A 17,704-nucleotide genomic window follows, 5' to 3' on the forward strand; every position below is an offset into this window, starting at 1 on the left:
GAATTAAAAGAAGCGCGGCGCGGGTTGCGAAAGCTCCTGTGGCTTGCGGCGGGGTTCAGCATCTTTGTGAACCTGCTGATGCTGACCGGCCCTCTGTTCATGCTGCAGACCTATGACCGCGTGCTGGCGGCCCGGTCAGAGCCGACGCTGGTGGCGCTATTTAGCGTCATGGTTTTCATGTTTCTTATCATGGGCATTCTGGACTGGGCCCGGGCGCGGGTGCTGAACCGCATCGGCACCCGGTTTCAGGCCGGGCTTGACCGCCGCGTGTTCGACGCGCTGCTGAAAAAATCCGCCAGCGACCACAGCATCGACGAGACCACCGGGGCGGGCCAGCAGCTCAAGGATCTGGAGGCGATGCGGCGGTTCTATGGCTCGCCGGTCTTTGCCGCGCTGTTCGACGCACCTTGGGCGCCGGTGTTTCTGGTCGGGCTGGGGCTGTTCCACCCGATGATCGGGCTCTTCGCCACGGTGGGCGGCGGTCTGCTGATCCTGTCGGCGCTGCTGAACCAGATGCTGACGCGGGGGGCGGCGGTGAAATCGCAGGTCTCCGCCTATGTGGCGGACCGCTATTCCGACCAGCTGCAGAACGAGGCAGAGACGATCCGCAGTCTGGGCATGCAGAGCAATGCCTTTGAAAAATGGGCGAAATCGCGGGAACGCGCGCTGGATCTGAGCCTGCGCGCCAGCGACATGGGCGGCAATTTCGCCAGCCTCAGCCGGGTGTTCCGGATGTTCTTGCAATCGGCGATCCTTGGTCTGGGCGCGTGGCTGGTGCTGCGCGGAGAGATCACGCCCGGCCTGATGATCGCCTCGTCCATCCTGCTGGGCCGCGCGCTGGCGCCGGTGGAGACCATCGTCAACCAGTGGAGCACGGTGCAGCGCACCCGCCGCGCCTGGGACAATCTGGCGGCGCTGCTGTCGGAAATCCCCGAAGACCGCGTGGCGGTGACGCTGCCGCGTCCGCGCGCCCGGCTGGAGGTGATGGGCCTGACCGTGACGCCGCCGCAGGGCCATGCGCCCACGCTGCGGCAGGTCAGCTTTGCCGTGGCCCCCGGCGAGGCGGTGGGGGTGATCGGCCCCAGCGGGTCGGGAAAATCCACGCTCGCCTCGGCGCTGACCGGCGTCTGGCCGGCGGGGGCGGGCAAGATCCGGCTCGATGGCGCGCCGATCGAACAGTATCACCCGGAACGGCTGGCGGAATATGTGGGCTACCTGCCGCAGCGCGTGACGCTGTTCGACGGCACCGTGGCGGAAAACATCGCGCGTCTGGCCACCAGTTTCGACAGCACCCGCGTGATCGAAGCGGCACAGCGCGCCGCCGCGCATGAGATGATCCTGAAGCTGCCCAAGGGCTACAACACCCCGGTGCAGACCATCGGCACCCAGCTCTCGGGCGGGCAGATCCAGCGCATCGGCCTTGCCCGTGCGCTTTATGGCGATCCGGTGCTGCTGGTGCTGGACGAGCCCAATTCCAACCTCGACAACGAAGGCTCGGTGGCGCTGAACGGCGCGGTTCTGGCGATGAAGGCGGCGGGACATGCCGTTATCATCATGGCGCACCGCCCCGCCGCGATCAAGGAATGCGACAAGCTGCTGGTGCTGGAGGATGGCACCCGCAAGGCATGGGGCCCGCGTGAAGAGGTCATGTCGGAGATGCTGTCCAATGTGCAGGTCATCCGCCGCAACGTGGCCAAGACCAGCGTCGGAGGGCTGGCATGATGGGCAAATCAGATCGCAACCCGCTGTTTTCCGTGACCCTGCCCGCGCTGGCGGGGGGGCTGGCGCTGGTGGCGCTGGTGGGGGGCTTTGGCGCATGGGCCGCCTCGGCGCGCATCGACGGGGCGGTGATCGCCCCCGGCCGCATCGTGGTGGACCGCAACCGGCAGGCGGTGCAGCATCTGGATGGCGGCATGGTCGCCGAGGTGCTGGTCAAGGAAGGCGACCGGATCGAGGCGGGCGCGCTGCTGGTGCGGCTTGACCCGACGCTGGCGCTGTCGGAACTGGCGATCACCGAAAGCCGCCTTTACGAGCTGATGGCGCGGCGCGGCCGGATGGAGGCAGAGCGCGACGATGCGGGCGCGGTGGTCTTTGACCCCGACCTGCTGGCGGCGGCAAGCGCGCCCGAGGTGGCGCGGCTGGTCGAGGGCCAGCGCGGCCTGTTCGAGGCGCGGCAGGACAGCCTGTCCAAGGCGGTGACGCAGCTGGAGAACCAGCAGCTGCAGCTGCAGAACCAGATCGGCGGCATCGACGCGCAGATGGTGGCGCTGGACCGGCAGCTGGATCTGGTGGGGCAGGAAGCGGCGGTGCAGCAGGGCCTGCTGGACCGGGGGCTGGCGCAAAGCTCGCGCGTGCTGAACCTGCAGCGCGAAGAGGCGCGGCTGGCCGGTCTGCGCGGCGAACTGGTGGCGCGCCGCGCCGAGGCGATGGAGCGCATCGCCGAGATCGGCATCGAACTGCTGCAGCTGCAGACCCAGCGCCGCGAGGAGGCGATCACCACGCTGCGCGATCTGGAGATCTCGGAGATGGAAACCCGCGAGCGCCGCGCCGCGCTGAAGACCCAGCTGGACCGGATGCTGATCCGCGCGCCGGTGGCGGGGGTGGCCTATGATCTGCGGCTCTTCGGTGCACAGTCGGTGGTGCGCCCCGCCGATCCGCTGCTCTATATCGTGCCGCAGGACCGGCCCTTGGTGATCGAGGCGCAGGTCGACCCCATCGATGTGACCCGCGTGCATCCGGGGCAGCAGGTGGTGGTGCGGGTGCAGGCCTTCGACATGCGCAACACGCCCGATCTGCTGGGGCAGGTCATGCTGGTTTCGCCCGACGCCTTCACCGACGCGACCACCGGGCGGCCCTATTACCGGGTGGAGGTGGAGCTGCCCAAGACCGAGCTTTCCAAGCTGACCCCGGATCAGGTGCTGATCCCGGGCATGCCGGTGGACAGTTTCATCCGCACCGGCGAACACACGCCGCTGGCCTATCTGACCGCGCCACTGACGCGCTATCTGGATCGCGCCATGCGCGACGACAGCTGACAGGAGCGGCCCATCATCCCCATATATCCCCCTTTGCCGGATTTCACCGAATAAACCCGGGCCCTGATCCGAATTGAATGGCGTTATTGCGCGGCCTGTCCGGCTGAATAAAGGACGGGGGGCGCAATAGCGCCATTTTATTTATGTCTGCAATGGATGTTTTTGCGAAATGACGTTTGCCCCCAAATGAGGGTATCCGGACTCGGGCGACTATGGCTGAATTGGGGCAGGTTCGGGAGAATTGAGACCCGCACCGTGGTGGCCCCGATGAGACCGGAAGAGACCGGACATCCGGGGGGATTTGATTAGCAATCCTTATTTGGGGGAAAGATCATGACCATGAAATCCGCAAACGAAGCCTGGGCCCTTGTCGGGGGCGCTCCCTGGCTGGGCGGCACTCCGAACACCGACAACGGTGATTTCAAGGACATTCCCGGCGTGAACCGGGGCAAGGGCCTTGGGGGTGATGACCACATCGCGGGCAATGCCAATGCCAACGCCATCTTTGGCAACAACGGCAACGACTTCCTGCGCGGCGACGCGGGGGATGACTACCTGTTCGGCGGCAATGGCAACGACATCCTGATGGGAGACGAGCTGAGCGGCGATCAGGGCGATGATGAACTGACCGGCGGCACGGGCGAAGACGTGCTGGCGGGCGGCGGCGGCAACGACAAGATGGACGGCGGGACAGATGATGACCTGCTGATCGGCGGGGCCGGCAACGACTGGGCCACTGGCGGCGACGGCAATGACGTCGTGCTGGGCGGCAGCGACGATGACAAGCTGCTTGGCGGCGAGGGCGACGACTGCATGGCCGGTCAGGACGGCGATGACATGCTGAACGGCCAGGGCGGCAACGACATGATGTCGGGCGGTCTGGGCGATGACACGCTTTATGGCAACAACGGCAACGACACCATGGCGGGCAACGCCGGTGACGATTACATCAACGCCGGCGACGGCGATGACCTTGCCTTCGGGGGCAGCGGCGCGGACACGATGCGCGGCTATGATGGCGATGACAGACTGCTGGGCGGGGCGGATGACGATGCCATCCTTGGCCAGCGCGGTCAGGACAGCCTCTGGGGCAACGAAGGCAACGACAATATCCAGGGCGGGGCGGATGACGACCACATCTGGGGTGGCACCGGCGACGACCTGATCGAAGGCAATGACAACGCCGACTGCATCGCGGGCGGCGACGGCAACGACACCATTTATGGCGACAATGCCGATGGCAACCCCGCCGATGGCGAGGCCAGCGACTCGATCTCCGGCGGTTCGGGCAACGACACCATCTATGCCGGTGAAGATGATGACGTGGTGACCGGCGATACCGGGGACGACGCGATCTATGGCCAGACCGGCAATGACACGCTCGCGGGCAATGACGGACAGGATTTCATGTCCGGCGGCGACGGCGACGATCACATGCAGGGCAATGACGGCTTTGACACCATGTGCGGCGATGCCGGCAATGACGTCATGGACGGCGGCGCCCGGGGGGACAACATGTCCGGTGGCGCGGGCGATGACTGCATGGCCGGTGGTGACGGCAATGACGTTGTCAAGGGCGACGATGGCAACGACCGCATCGACGGCGGCACCGGGCATGACAAGCTGAACGGTGGCCGGGACGATGACTTTGTCTTCGGCGGCAAGGGCAACGACGTGGTCTGCGGCGACTCCGGCGAAACAGGCGGCGGCAACGACACCCTGCTTGGCGGCGTCGGCAACGACACGCTGAAAGGCGGCAAGGACGATGACTGCCTGATCGCGGACAGCGGACAGGACGTGCTGATCGGGGGCGCGGACGGGGATGACTTTGTCTTCGGCCACGAGATCGACGAGGATGGCGACGGCGAATGCGACCGCACCGACCTGACCATCGATTACAACGTCATCAAGGACTTCGACGCCGATCAGGAAGACCGCGTGGTGTTCCACACCGACTTCGAAGGCACGCTCTCTGCCTCGATCGTGGGTGATGACGTGCTCATCACCTCCAGCCTTGGCGGGTCGGTGCTGATCGAAGGTCTGGTGAGCGAGCTTGAGGGCATCGACCCCACCGATCCGTTCTTTGATGAATCGGTGCTGATCGAGTTCCTGACCAAGCAGGGCGAAGATGGCGACGGCAAGGGCATCATCAGCTTCGAGGACAAGTGCATCACGCCCTTCGTCTGCGAACCGGATCAGGCCGAGGTCTACTGCCCCGAACCCTATGTGCCGACGCCGGTCTGCATCACCCCGCTCAGCACCGACAAGGTGGGCGACACGACCATCAACGCCACCGAACTGCAGATCGCCGATCTGTTCGTGGAGGAAGATGCCAACGTGTCGATCCAGAACGGGTCTCTGTATATCGACCTGACCGCCGAGTGAGCGCCGGTCCATCGGTCCAAGAACAGGAGCGCCCCGCAAGGGGCGCTCTGCCGGAGAAGAACCGGACCACGGACAAGACCCCATCCTCGGTCCGTTCTCCGGGGCACCGTTCCAGACATGGGGCGGTGCTTCGGCGCCCCGGTTCCCGGCCTGCACTGCGTGACGCCCCGCCCGCCGCTGATCCGGCAGGCGGGGCGCATGATGTTGGGGTCAGTGGCTGCGCCGGGCCTCGGCGCTGGCGATGCTGGTGCCCACGGGCAGGATTGCGGTGTAATACATGGAAATCAGCTCGCTCTGCCGGTGCGCGCCGGTCTTGGCAAAGATCTGTTTCATGTAGCTGCGCACTGTCGACAGGGAAAACCGCGTATTTTCAGCAGCTTCGTTAAGCGTCTTGCCGTCCAGCACCTCCTGCGCCACCAGCTTTTCCGACTGGGTCAGCCCATGCGTGGCGAAAAAATGCTCGCGCAGCGCGGCGTGATCGGTGCGCGGCGCCTCGAACAGCACCATGGCCTGCGGCGGGGTGCTGGCCAGCAGCGGCGCCACCACCGCCATGCGCATCAGCCCCGACCGCGCCGGCACCGACACGATGGAGGCGGAGGGCGCGGGGCCGGTGGCCACGGCCAGCGCGCGCTGCAGCTGCGCGCGGCAGGCATCGTCGCGCAGGCTCAGCCGCCCGTTCACCATCAGCCAGTCGGGATCATCGGCGCCCGCAGGACCGGGGCTGCGCCCGTCATAACGGATCTCGCCGGTGGCGGTGACCAGAAACACCTCGATGGACAGCACGCGCAGCGTCGCCTCCACCAGACCTTCGGGCCAGATCAGCCGGGAATACACGTCCTCGGTCAGCTGCTGATGGGCATAGGCCAGCCCCATGCGCAAAAGCGCCGCAAGCCCGGGCTGTGTCAGCGGCAGCGGCGCGGTGCAGACCAGCACCGGCACCAGCCGCGCCACCGGCTTGCCCATCCCCACCGCCAGCGGTCCGGCGGCCAGCCAGATCTCGGGCGCCTCCTGCGGCGGGCCATTGGCGGTCAGCGCGGTCTGCACGGCAAGCCGCGCCTCTGCGGCGCGGATCATCGCGGCGGGGGTGGGGCCCCCGTCCGTGCCTGCCGCCCAGCTTTCGCTGATCCGGCGTGTGGCGCTGTCGTAAAACCCCATCAGCAGCGCGGGCAGTTCCGCGCAGAGGCACAGATGCTGAATGAACTCCTGGCGGCGAAAGCCGGAGTCTTCGGAGCCGGTCGGTGACATGAAATTGCCCCTTCTCCCGTCTTTACAAGATAAACCACAACGGGGTCGCCATTTACACACATATGGACGACCCCGAACGACCCTCGGAAATCAAGAAGCCTTATCGGCGAACAGGGGGCCAGACAACGCGACCCGCCCCCGTCATTTTGTGTGAAAGCCCGGTCTGCACCCTGAAAATTGGGCCGTCACCGGAATCGGAAAAATTTGGTTCTAATTACTGTCGAGATTATCCAGACTCCGCCCCAACGTCAACAAATTCCCGGGAATTGCACAAATTGCAACGCTGCGGCGAATTGCGAAAACCCGGCTCTGCTTTGCGGCAAAAGGCGCGGGATCGGGGCCCGCAGCGCGGCGGCTGCGGGCCCGCGCTGCGGTCAGTAGGCGGCCTGATACAGCGCCAGCGCGTCGGCCTCTGTCACCTCGACGGGATTGTTCATCAGCAGCCGTGTCTGCAGCATCGCGTCCTTGGCCAGAACCGGCAGGTGATCCTGTGCCACCTTGCAGTCGCGCAGGCGGCGCGGCGCGCCGGAGCGGGTCATCAGATCGTCCATGAACTCCACAAAGGCTTCGGCCCGCGTCGCGACATCACCCCCCGAGGCGCCCAGCACCACATCGGCCAGTTCGGCATACTGCTGTGCCGCCGCCGTCATGTTGTGGCGCAGCACCGGCCCCAGCATCAGCGCGTTGGTCAGGCCATGGGGCAGGTGGTAATGCCCGCCCAGCGGATAGGCCAGCGCATGCACCGCCGCCACCGGGCTGTTGGAAAAGGCCTGCCCGGCCAGCGTCGCCCCCAGCAGCATCGCCTCGCGCGCGGCGCGGTCGGTGCCGGTGTCGCAGGCGCGCAGCAGGTTCGCCGCCATCAGCCGCAGCGCCTCCTTGGCGAACAGATCGGACAGCGGGTTCTTGCGGTGCCGCCCGGTATAGGCCTCGATGGCGTGCACCATGGCGTCGATGCCGGTGGCGGCGGTCTGCAGCGGCGGCAGGCCCACGGTCAGCTCCGCATCCAGAATGACCCGGTCGGCGTAAAGCTGCGGCGCGACGATGCCCATTTTCGTGGTCTCGCCGGTGGTCAGGATGGTGATGTTGGTCACCTCGGATCCCGTCCCGGCGGTGGTGGGCACCTGCACCAGCGGCGTGCGGCTGCCGCGCACCTTGCCGATGCCATAGAGATCCGCCAGCGGCTGGTCAGAGCGGATCATCACCGCCACCAGCTTGGCAATGTCCATCGACGATCCGCCGCCAAGCCCCAGCACGATATCGACCGAAGCCGCGCGCGCCATGTCCGCACAGGCCAGCACGATGGCTTCGGGCGGGTCGGCCACCACATCGTCGAACACCGTCACCGCAAACCCCGCCTCCTGCAGCGAGGCTTTGGCCGGGTCCAGCAGCCCGTTGCGATGCAGGAAAGCGTCGGTGACGATCAGGATCCGGCGTTCGGCAAAGCTTTCCGCCAGCAGCGGACCAAGCCGCCGGGCGCCGCCCCAGTCCACCAGCAGGGATCCGGGCGTGTCGAAGCTGTAGCTGGGGCGGGCATCGGTCATGATCTTCTCCTTGGGTCATGGCATGGGGTCAGAGCGCCGGGCAAGGCGCTTGCATTTGTATTCACGGTGCCGGGGCACGTGGCGGCGTTTCTGGTCCCGGGGCGGCCAGTGATGCCGCGCCGCCATCCCCGCGCCCGGTCCGGCAAAACTGCGCGGAGTTTCCGGGATAATGCCTGGCTTGGCAAGGCTTGTCGGGCATGGGGCAGGGGGCCAGATGCCCATGCCTTGGGCAGAGGGCACAGGAAAATGCGCTGTCGCCTCGCAGTCTCTTGCCTTTGCAAGCGTATTCATAAATTGTGCGGAAAACCGGCCGCATCCGGGCCAGCCCGGCCCGGCGCATCCCGCAGCGGCCAGCGTTCGGAAAGGGCAGGAGGCAGGCATGGGCCATTGGGCAGACCTCGCAGGACAGAAGATCGCGGTCGTTGGCGGCTGCGGCGGCATCGGCAGGGCGGTGGTGACAGCGCTGCTCGATTCAGGCGCGCAGGTGGCGGTGCTGGATCTGCCGCAGTCGCTGACGCGCCATCCCCCGCCCGCCCCGGTGCGCGGCCATCCGGTTGATGCCGCAAGCTCTGCCAGCGTCGAGGCCGCCTTTGCCGCGCTGGCGCAGGACTGGCCCGCGCTTGACGGCATGGTGAACCTTGTCGGCTTCACCCGGGATCCCGCGCCGCTGGCCGAAACGCCGGATGACCTCTGGTCCGAAATGATCGACGGCAACCTGCAGGCCGCCTTCTTTCTGGCCCGGGCGGCGCTGCCGCTGCTGCGGCGCAGCAACGCGGCCTCGCTGGTCAACATCTCCTCCGGGCTCGCGGTCAAATCCACGCCCGGTTACGGCCCCTATGCCGCGTCCAAGGCGGGGATCCTCGCGCTGACCCGGGTTCTGGCGCAGGAGAACGCGCCGCAGGTCCGGGTCAATGCCGTGGCGCCCTCTGCCGTGGACACCGCGTTTCTGCGCGGTGGCACCGGGCGCGGCGGCGAGGACCGCGCCGACAGCCATCTGGATGTCGGGGCCTATGTCCGCAGCATCCCGCTGGCCCGGCTTGCCACACCGCAGGATGTGGTGGGTCCGGTGCTTTTCCTTCTTTCCCCCGCCGCCGGTTACGTCACGGGTCAGACCCTGCACGTCAATGGCGGCACCTTCATGGCCTGAGAAATGATGAACACGCATACCCTTCCCCAAAGCGTCGGCAGCCTGATCGCCGGCAAGGACGTCACCGGCAGCGGCCACCGCATCCCGGTCTATTACCCCGCCACCGGCGCGCAGATCAGCACCCTGCACGAGGCGGATGCCGCCGAGGTCGATCTGGCCGTGGCCGCCGCGCGCCACAGCTTCGACACCACCGACTGGCCGCGCTGGTCGGTGGAGCGGCGGCAGGCGCTGCTGCTGGCCATCAGCGAAACGCTGCTGGCCCATGCCGATGAGCTGGCGCTGCTGGAATGCTACAATCTGGGCATCTCGCTGCGCGAACTGCGCCAGATCCAGATGACCCGCGCCGCCTACAACTTCCGCTTCTTCGCGGAATATCTGGGCCAGCGCAGCGGCGAGGTTTACGATCAGGTGACCGGCTACCGGTCGGTCGTGGTGCGCGAGGCGGTGGGGGTCGCGGCGCTGATCGCGCCATGGAACGCCCCCACCGCCCTTGCCTCGATGAAGGTGGCGGCGGCGCTGGCCTTCGGCAATACCTGCGTGCTGAAACCGTCAGAGCAGACACCGCTGGCGCTGCGCCGTTTCGTGGAACTGCTGCACGAGGCGGGCCTGCCCGAAGGCGTGGTCAATCTGGTGAACGGGCGCGGTTCGGTGACGGGCGAGGCGCTGGTGGCGCACAGGGGCGTGGATCTGGTCAGCTTCACCGGCGGCACCGAAACCGGGCGGCGGATCATGACCGGGGCGGCGCAGCGGCTGAAACCCTGTTCGCTGGAGCTGGGCGGCAAAAGCGCCAATGTCATCTTTGCCTCCGCCGATCTGGACCGGGCGCTGGATGCGGCGCTGCTGGCGATCTTTTCCGGCAATGGCCAGCAATGTCTTGCCGGGTCGCGCATCCTGCTGGAAAAATCCATCAGCGAGGCGTTCCTTGCCCGCTTTGTCGACCGCGCCCGGCAGCTGCGGATCGGGGATCCGATGCTCGACAGCACCGAAATGGGTCCGCTGGGATCGGCGGCGCATCGCGACCGGGTGCTGTCCTATGTCAAGGTCGCGCAGGAGGATGGCGCGACCCTGCTGACCGGCGGCGGCGTGCCGCAGATGGCGGGGGATCTGGCGGGCGGCTATTTCATCGAGCCGACGGCGGTGCTGGCCCCTTCCAACGCGGCGCGGGTCTGTCAGGAAGAGATCTTTGGCCCCTTCGCCACCTTCCTGACCTTCGAAGGCTACGATCAGGCGATGCAGATGGCCAATGACACCGAATTCGGGCTGGTGTCCTATGTCTGGTCCGATCACCTGCCCACGGTGGAGGCGGCGTCGCGCGACCTGCGTTCGGGGGTGGTCTGGGTCAACACGCCGATGACCCGCGACCTGCGCGCGCCCTTTGGCGGCTACAAGAATTCCGGCGTGGGCCGCGAGGGCGGCGCCGCCTGCGAGGCGTTTTATACCGAGGTCAAGACCGTCACGATCCCCGACCGCCCGGTGACCCTGCGCCAGATCGGCCTGCCGGGCTGAGACGCGGGCCGCCCCCCTTCGGCGGGGCGGCCTCCTTGCCGGGTCAGGGCCGGACCGGTCAGGGCCAGACGGGCGCGCCGTCCAGCCCGGCGGTTTCGGGCAGGCCGCAGATCAGGTTGGCATTCTGCACCGCATGGCCTGCGGCCCCCTTGCCCAGATTGTCGACCACGCCCATGGCGATGACCAGATCGCGCGCCGGATCGGCGGCATAGCTGACAAAGGCAAGGTTCGACCCGCTGGCCCATTTGGTCTGCGGCGGGCGGTCGGTCACCCGGACGAAGGGACGGTCGGCATAAAACTCCCGCGCGGCGGTCAGGCACTGGTCGGTGCTGGCCTGACCCCGGCAGTAGATGGTGACCAGCACGCCGCGCGTCATCGGCACCAGATGCGGCGTGAACACCAGCCCTGCGGCGCTGCCGCCGCTCAGCCCTTCGATGGTGCGGGCCATCTCGGGCATGTGCACATGGCGCAGCAGGCCATAGGGCTGCAGGTTTTCATTGGTTTCGGCATAGCCGAAGCGGTTGTCGGCGCCGCCCCGTCCCGCGCCGGAAATGCCGGTCTTGGCGTCGATCACGATGCGGTCCGGGGCGATCAGCCCGCCGGACAGCAGCGGCGCCAGCGCGGTCAGCGTGGCGGCGGGAAAGCAGCCGGGATTGGCGATGCGGCTCTGGCCGCTGATCCGGTCGGGCCAGACATCGGCGAGCCCGTAGGTCCAGCCCTCGACATGGCGGTGATCGCCGCCAAGATCGACGATCTTCACCTGCGGCGGCACCCGCGCCAGCGCCTCTGCCGAGGTGCCGGTGGGCAGCGAGGCGAAGAGCAGGTCAAGTTCTGGCAGGGTGTCGGGATCCCATTTTTCGATGACCAGACCGGCAAGCCTGGCAGGCACCCCCGGATAGCGGTCCACCAGCCGGCTGCCCGCGCTGCCCTCGCCCGCGGCATAGACCAGATCAAAGGCGGGATGGGCCGCGATCAGGCGCAGCGCCTCGCCGCCGCCAAACCCGCTGATGCCCACGATCCCTGCACGAATGCCCATCTGTCCTGCTCCTGCCTGCCTCCGGCGCCGTACCGGTCTGGCAGACCGGGTCGCGCAGATGAGGGGGCCTGTCAAGCCGCCGATGCAGAAAGGCCGCCCCGGGTGGGGGCGGCCTTTGGGTCCGGCCGGGGGAGGGGTCAGGCCGGAACCTGCCTGTGCCGCCGCACCGCCATCAGGTGATGCAGCATCAGCCCCGCGCCAAGAGCCGAGACGCCCAGCTCCAGCCCGTAGCCGCCCATCTGCGACAGCGGGGTGATGGTCAGCAGCCCGACGATGATCCAGACCGGGCGCAGCAGCCCTTCGACCGGCACGAAACCGTGGCGCAGCCAGCCGCCGCAGACCAGCGCCAGCGCCAGCACCGAGGAGACCGCGACATAGAGGATCTCGGGCCAGCTGCCCTCCATCAGCAGCGCGGGCTTGTAGATGAACAGGAAGGGCAGCAGATAGGCGACCCAGCCGACGCGGAAGGATTCCACCGCCGTCTGGATCTGCCCCGCCCCGGCGATGGTCGCCGCCGCAAAAGAGGCCAGCGCGATCGGCGGCGTGATCATGGACAGCATACCGAAATAGAAGACGAACATATGCGCCGGGATCGGGGCGATGCCAAGCTGCACCAGCGCCGGGGCCGCCAGCGAGGCCAGCAGCAGGTAGACGGCGGTGGTGGGCAGGCCCAGCCCCAGCAGGATCGCCACCAGCGCCGTGACCACCAGCATCCCGAACAGCGAGGCGCCGCCGATGTCGAGCAGCATCATCGACAGCGAGAAGCCAAGCCCGGTGGCCGACAGGATCCCCACGATCATGCCCGCCGCCGCCGTGACCAGCAGCACCTCTGCCGTGGCCATGCCGGTGGTGGCAAGCGCGTCCCATGCCGCGCGCGGCGACAGCGATCCGGGCATCCCGGGCCGCAGCACATGCGCCAGCAGCGCCACGCCCAGCAGGACGAAGATCGTCCATGTCGCCGCGACCTGCGCCTGCAGGTTCAGCACGAAGATCCCCGACAGCAGCACGACAAAGCCAAGGATCGGTGTCCAGCCATTGGCCAGCACCCGCAGCATCGCGACCCGCCGTTCCCCTGCCAGCGTGCCCACGCCGTCGCGCCGCGACAGGAAGTCGATCTGGATGAAGATGGACAGGTAATAGATGAAGGCGGGCAGCAGGGCCGCCACGAGGATGTCGCGATAGGGCACCTGAATGATCTCGGCCATCAGGAAGGCCGCCGCCCCCATGATCGGCGGCATGAGCTGCCCGCCGGTGGAGGCCACCGCCTCGATGGCGCCCGCCTGCCGGGCGCTGAACCCGGTGCGCATCATCATCTGGATGGTGATGACCCCGGTGGACATGACATTGGACACCGCACTGCCCGAGACCGAGCCGAACAGCCCCGAGGCGGTCACCGCGATCTTGGCGGAGCCGCCCGGCCCCTTGCCCGCCACCCGCATCGACAGCTGGGTGAAGAAATCGCCTCCCCCCACCGCGATCAGGAAGCCGCCGAACAGCACGAAGACCGCCACCACATAGGCGCCCACCTGCAGCGAGGCGCCCCATGTCGCGGAACTGTCGGTGCCCAGATAGCGGAACACCTGCGCCAGCGGGATGGCCCGGCCCGACAGCGGGCCGGGGATCAGGTCGCCCCAGAGCGCATAGGCGAAGAAGGCCGCGAAGATGGCGACCAGCGTCCAGCCCACCACCCGGCGCAGCACGTCCATGACCAGCAGCACCACGCAGACGCCAAGGATCAGCGCCTCGGTCGGGTGGAAGGCGGCCATTTCCGACAGCACCTGAAAGCGGGCATAGACCCAGCCGCCCATCAGCAGCGAGGCCAGCGCCCCCGCCATGTCCAGCCAGACGGGCAGGCCCGCCGTGCCCCGCGTGCGCAGGTAGATCGCCGCCATGGAGATGGCGAGCATCACCGCCGCGATCTGTTCGGGAAAGACCAGCATCCCGGCGCGCATCGGCAGGCGCAGCACCCAGATCAGCGCCAGCACCGGCACCGCGGCGCCCAGAATCTGGGCGATCCGCGGGATCAGGGGGGTGTCAGTGAACAGCGTCATCACTCATCCCGGTTTGTGAAAAGGGGGGGAAGGACAGGCAGGGGCAGGTCGCGGTCATTCCGCGACCGGGATCCCGTGTTCCTGATAGAAGGCGAGCGCGCCGGGGTGGTAGGTCATGCCGCCCGCGCGGGCCATGCCTTCGGGCACGAAGCTTTGCCACATCGGGCTGGTGGCCAGCAGATCCTCGCGCCCGTCATGCAGCGCGCGCACCATCGACGTCACCACCGCATCGGGCACGTCGGCATTGGCGAACAGCAGGTATTCATAGCCAAAGACCTTGGTGTCTTCGGTCACCGCCGCCTCGCCGGATCCGGACACGTCGAAGATGCGGGTGCCGGGCAGGATTTCGTCCATCACCGGCGCATCCTCTTCGGACATGGGCAGATAGCGCACTTCGCCGACGCTGGCCTGCATGTCCATCACGAAGGCCGAGCCGATGGTGGCGATGGAGGTGTCGAGGATGCCGTCGCGAAACCCGTCATACATGGACAGGAAATTGGCGGTCGGCACCGCGCGCACGTCGTCATAGCTCAGATCCGCCGTGGCCATCACCGCCCGCATCACATAGTCGCCCAGCGAATTGTCCGGGAAGCGCGGCACGTTGCGGCCCGCCAGATCCTCCAGCGTCGCGATGCCCGAGTCGTCCATGACCAGCATCCCGGAAGTGAAATCCATCAGCGAGGCGACCAGCCGCAGGTTGTCGGCGGGCTGGCCTTCGGAGAGGCCGGTGCCGGTCATGGCGAAATAGGTCTGCGGGTAGTTGGCGATGCCGAACTCCAGCTGCCCCTGATCCACCAGCGGGATATATTGCGCGGTGTTGGCGGTTTCCTGCGGGATGACGCGGATCTCGCCGCCGCTGGAGGCGACGCTGGCGATCGCGATCCCGATCTGGCCGGTGGCCGCCCCGCTCAGCGTGCCAAGCGCCACGTTCTGGGCATGGGCCAGCGGCACGGTGCCAAGGCACAGGGCGGCGGCTGCGGCAAAATTCTTCAGTATCGACATGGGAACCTCTCCGTTGGGGGGATGGAAAGTCCGCGGTGTTTTTTGATCCACCTTGTATACGAACTTTGGACACATGCCTGCACGGGCTCCTCGCTGAGTCAAGGGCTGTCCGGCGCTAAATGTGAATAAATGACGCATCTCTGGTCATCTTCGCAGCGCATGTGCCCATAATTTGGAACTAAAGGGTGCCAGGATACCCGATTTCGGCAATAAAATTATCTGATCACCTGCTGATCCGGTTCGGGGGCTTGACGCATACCCGAATCTTTGTGCACAAACTCCGGCAATGGCACCGAACAGGTCGCGCTGTTTGTGCACAAGGAAAGGGTCTCCCATGTCACAAGCCGAACAGATCGAGGATGGGGCGCTGCGCCCAGCGGTGCGGGCCTATCTGGTCATCCGCGACGCGATCCTGTCGGGGGAACTCGCCTCCGGCACGCATCTGCGCGAAGAGACGCTGGCCAGCATGACCGGCACCAGCCGCACGCCGGTGCGCGACGCGCTTGGCCGTCTGGTGGCCGAGGGGCTGGCGGTGGAGGAAAACCGCAGCCGCTATGTCGCGGATTTTTCGCCTTCCGAAATCATGGTGATGTTCGACCTGCGCGCGCGCCTTGAAGGCTATGCGGCGCGGCTTGCCGCCAGCCGGATCACCGCCCCCGAACTGGACGAGCTGGCGCGGCTGATCGAGGAGATCGACGCGCTGGACATGGCGGGCGGGCGCGACGCGACAGACGAGTTTCTGGTGCTGAACGACGCCTTTCACAACTGCATCCTGCAGGCGACCCGGTCCACGCAGCTGCGCATGATGATCCGTCCGGTGATGTCGGCGCCGGTGGCGCTGCTCAAGCGGCACATCATGGCGCAGTCCATCGGCATCCGCGCCTCCAACGACCAGCACCGCGAGATTCACCGCGCCCTTGCCAGCGGCAATCCCGACTGGGCGGAGGCGGCGGTCAAGGCGCATGTGATTTCCACCAAACCGTTCCGGAAGGCCCCCGCCGATGACTGACCTTTCCGCAAAGACCATCCTCGTCACCGGCGGCGGGCGCGGGCTGGGCCGGGCCATGGCGCGGGCTCTGGCTGCCTGCGGCGCGCGGCTGGTGCTGACCGGCGCCACCGCCTCTGACGCGCTGGCGCAGACCGTCCGCGACTGCACCGAGGCGGGCGCGGCGCAGGTGCGGACCTGTCTTTTCGACGTCTCGGATGCGGCGGCCTGCCAGCGCGCGGCCGAGGATCTGGGCCCCGTCGACGTGCTGGTGAACAATGCCGGGCGCGGCATGCGGCTGATTTCCGAGACGTTCAACACCGTGCCGACGCGGTTCTGGGAAAGCGATCCCGCCGCATGGGCGCAGGTGATCGACACCAATGTGAACGGGCCCTTCTACATGGCGCGGGCGCTGGTGCCGGGCATGGTGGCGCGCGGGCAGGGCAAGGTCATCAACATCTCGACCTCGGACCAGACCATGGTGCGGCGCGGCTACGCGCCCTACGGCCCGTCGAAAGCGGCGCTGGAGGCGGCAAGCCGGGTCTGGGCGCAGGATCTGGCGGGGACCGGCGTCACCGTCAACGTCTTCCTGCCCGGGGGCGCTGCCGACACCGATCTGCTGCCGCCCGCCCCCGACAAGAAAGGCGCGGATGGCAAGCTGCTGTCGCCGCAGGTGATGGCCCGCGGCATCGTCTGGCTGTGCTCGCCCGCCTCGGACGCGGTGACCGGCGGGCGGTTCATCGCGGCGCAGTGGGGCGCGGGCCCCGGCCCCGATGCGGCGGCGGTCAGCCCGCCCGTCGACAAGCCGCGGATCATGTGAGCGGCACGGACATGCGGATGACAGGGAGGGCCCGATGAGCCCCGATCACCTTGATCTCGGCGGCGCGTATCTGCGCCGGATCACCGATCTGGACCGGTTCGCGCTGCCGCTGTCGCTGCTGTTCCCCGAGGCGCGGCAGCAGGAACTGGAGCCGTTCCGTGCCGATCTGGCGCCGTGGCATTACGATTTCGACGCGGGCGCCGTGCTGCTGGGGGTGCATAGCCTGCTGCTGCGGCTCGACGGGCTGACCGTGCTGATCGACACCTGTGTCGGCGCCTGCAAGCCGCGCCCGGCCCGGCCCGAATGGCATGCGCGCAAGGCGCAGGGCTATCTGGCGGCGCTGGCGGCGGCGGGGCTTGGCCCCGAAGACATCGACATGGTGTTCTGCACCCATCTGCACGCCGATCATGTGGGCTGGAACACCCGGCTGCAGGATGGCCGCTGGGTGCCGACCTTTCCGCGCGCCCGCTACGTGATGGGCCGGGCGGAACATGACCACTGGCAGCAGGCCGAGGCGCAGGCCCCCGGCCAGCACAACCACGGCGCCTATGCCGACAGCGTGCTGCCGGTGGTGGCGGCGGGGCAGGCCGATCTGGTCGAGGATGGCGCGGATCTGCATCACGGGCTGAGCGTGCTGCCGCTGCCCGGCCATTCCCCCGGCCAGACCGGGCTTGCGCTCGACCTGCAGGGCAGGCGGGTGGTGTTCTGCGGCGACGCGATCCATTCGCCGCTGCAGATCTTCCGCCCCGACTGGAGCAGCCGTTTCTGCCACGACCCCGATCAGGCCCGCCGCACCCGGCTCGATCTGCTGGAACAGGCGGTGGCGGAGGATCTGGCGCTGATCCCCGCCCATCTGCGCGGGGCGCTGGGGCTGCGCGTGCGCGGCCATGGCGGCGGCTTCCGGCCTGCGCCGCTTTTCTGAACAAGGCGAAGACATGACAAAGAACAAAG

At 67.4% G+C, this 17,704-nt stretch carries 13 protein-coding genes; 8 read left to right on the forward strand and 5 right to left on the reverse strand.

Annotated elements, in window-relative coordinates; all coding sequences use genetic code 11:
• Positions 1 to 24: 24 nt before the first annotated feature.
• The 3 genes from VK682_RS14435 to VK682_RS14445 all read left to right on the forward strand — a co-directional run bounded on the left by VK682_RS14435 (position 25) and on the right by VK682_RS14445 (position 5,420).
• The gene (locus VK682_RS14435) at positions 25 to 1,722 is read left to right on the forward strand and encodes a type I secretion system permease/ATPase (RefSeq protein WP_324782097.1); all 1,698 of its coding nucleotides are present in this window, start codon (positions 25 to 27) and stop codon (positions 1,720 to 1,722) included.
• Positions 1,719 to 3,035, forward strand: a complete 1,317-nt coding sequence (locus VK682_RS14440) for an HlyD family type I secretion periplasmic adaptor subunit (protein ID WP_230796454.1) — start codon at positions 1,719 to 1,721, stop codon at positions 3,033 to 3,035. The genes VK682_RS14435 and VK682_RS14440 overlap by 4 nt, the downstream gene beginning before the upstream one ends.
• A 339-nt stretch (positions 3,036 to 3,374) precedes the next feature.
• Positions 3,375 to 5,420: a calcium-binding protein gene (locus tag VK682_RS14445; RefSeq protein ID WP_230796455.1), complete on the forward strand. Its 2,046-nt coding sequence runs from the start codon at positions 3,375 to 3,377 to the stop codon at positions 5,418 to 5,420.
• 210 nt (positions 5,421 to 5,630) lie between these two features.
• Here VK682_RS14445 and VK682_RS14450 read toward each other — a convergent pair whose 3' ends face one another.
• Together VK682_RS14450 and VK682_RS14455 are read right to left on the reverse strand one after the other, a co-directional pair.
• Positions 5,631 to 6,665, reverse strand: coding sequence for a helix-turn-helix transcriptional regulator (locus VK682_RS14450; protein ID WP_230796456.1), 1,035 nt, complete (start codon positions 6,663 to 6,665; stop codon positions 5,631 to 5,633).
• Between the two features lie 374 nt (positions 6,666 to 7,039).
• Positions 7,040 to 8,206: an iron-containing alcohol dehydrogenase gene (locus VK682_RS14455; protein WP_230796457.1), complete on the reverse strand. Its 1,167-nt coding sequence runs from the start codon at positions 8,204 to 8,206 to the stop codon at positions 7,040 to 7,042.
• A gap of 379 nt (positions 8,207 to 8,585) precedes the next feature.
• Between VK682_RS14455 and VK682_RS14460 the strand changes: the two genes are divergently transcribed.
• Positions 8,586 to 9,353, forward strand: a complete 768-nt coding sequence (locus VK682_RS14460; protein WP_165616832.1) for an SDR family NAD(P)-dependent oxidoreductase — start codon at positions 8,586 to 8,588, stop codon at positions 9,351 to 9,353.
• Between the two features lie 6 nt (positions 9,354 to 9,359).
• A complete protein-coding gene (locus VK682_RS14465) occupies positions 9,360 to 10,859 on the forward strand; it encodes an aldehyde dehydrogenase (protein ID WP_230796458.1) in 1,500 nt (499 codons plus the stop codon).
• A gap of 58 nt (positions 10,860 to 10,917) precedes the next feature.
• On the opposite strand, the gene argC is transcribed toward VK682_RS14465, so the two are convergent.
• The 3 genes from argC to VK682_RS14480 form a co-directional block, all read right to left on the reverse strand.
• Entirely contained in the window at positions 10,918 to 11,895 is a 978-nt protein-coding gene (argC, locus tag VK682_RS14470; protein ID WP_230796460.1) for an N-acetyl-gamma-glutamyl-phosphate reductase, read from the reverse strand.
• A gap of 137 nt (positions 11,896 to 12,032) precedes the next feature.
• Entirely contained in the window at positions 12,033 to 13,946 is a 1,914-nt protein-coding gene (locus VK682_RS14475; protein ID WP_230796461.1) for a TRAP transporter permease, read from the reverse strand.
• Positions 13,947 to 14,000: 54 nt separating this feature from the next.
• Positions 14,001 to 14,948, reverse strand: a complete 948-nt coding sequence (locus VK682_RS14480; RefSeq protein ID WP_230796462.1) for a TAXI family TRAP transporter solute-binding subunit — start codon at positions 14,946 to 14,948, stop codon at positions 14,001 to 14,003.
• A gap of 334 nt (positions 14,949 to 15,282) precedes the next feature.
• Here VK682_RS14480 and VK682_RS14485 point away from each other — a divergent pair, with 334 nt between their 5' ends.
• The 3 genes from VK682_RS14485 to VK682_RS14495 are packed head-to-tail and all read left to right on the forward strand — an operon-like array spanning position 15,283 to position 17,675.
• Entirely contained in the window at positions 15,283 to 15,957 is a 675-nt protein-coding gene (locus VK682_RS14485; RefSeq protein WP_230796463.1) for a GntR family transcriptional regulator, read from the forward strand.
• Complete coding sequence (locus tag VK682_RS14490) at positions 15,950 to 16,753, forward strand: SDR family NAD(P)-dependent oxidoreductase (protein WP_230796464.1); 804 nt, start codon at positions 15,950 to 15,952, stop codon at positions 16,751 to 16,753. Before VK682_RS14485 ends, VK682_RS14490 begins: the two co-directional genes overlap by 8 nt.
• 34 nt (positions 16,754 to 16,787) lie before the next feature.
• On the forward strand, positions 16,788 to 17,675 hold the full coding sequence (locus tag VK682_RS14495; protein WP_230796465.1) for an MBL fold metallo-hydrolase: 888 nt from the start codon (positions 16,788 to 16,790) through the stop codon (positions 17,673 to 17,675).
• Positions 17,676 to 17,704 lie beyond the last annotated feature (29 nt).

The sequence above is a fragment of the Salipiger marinus genome (assembly GCF_035481585.1).
Classification (GTDB): Bacteria; Pseudomonadota; Alphaproteobacteria; order Rhodobacterales; family Rhodobacteraceae; genus Salipiger; species Salipiger marinus.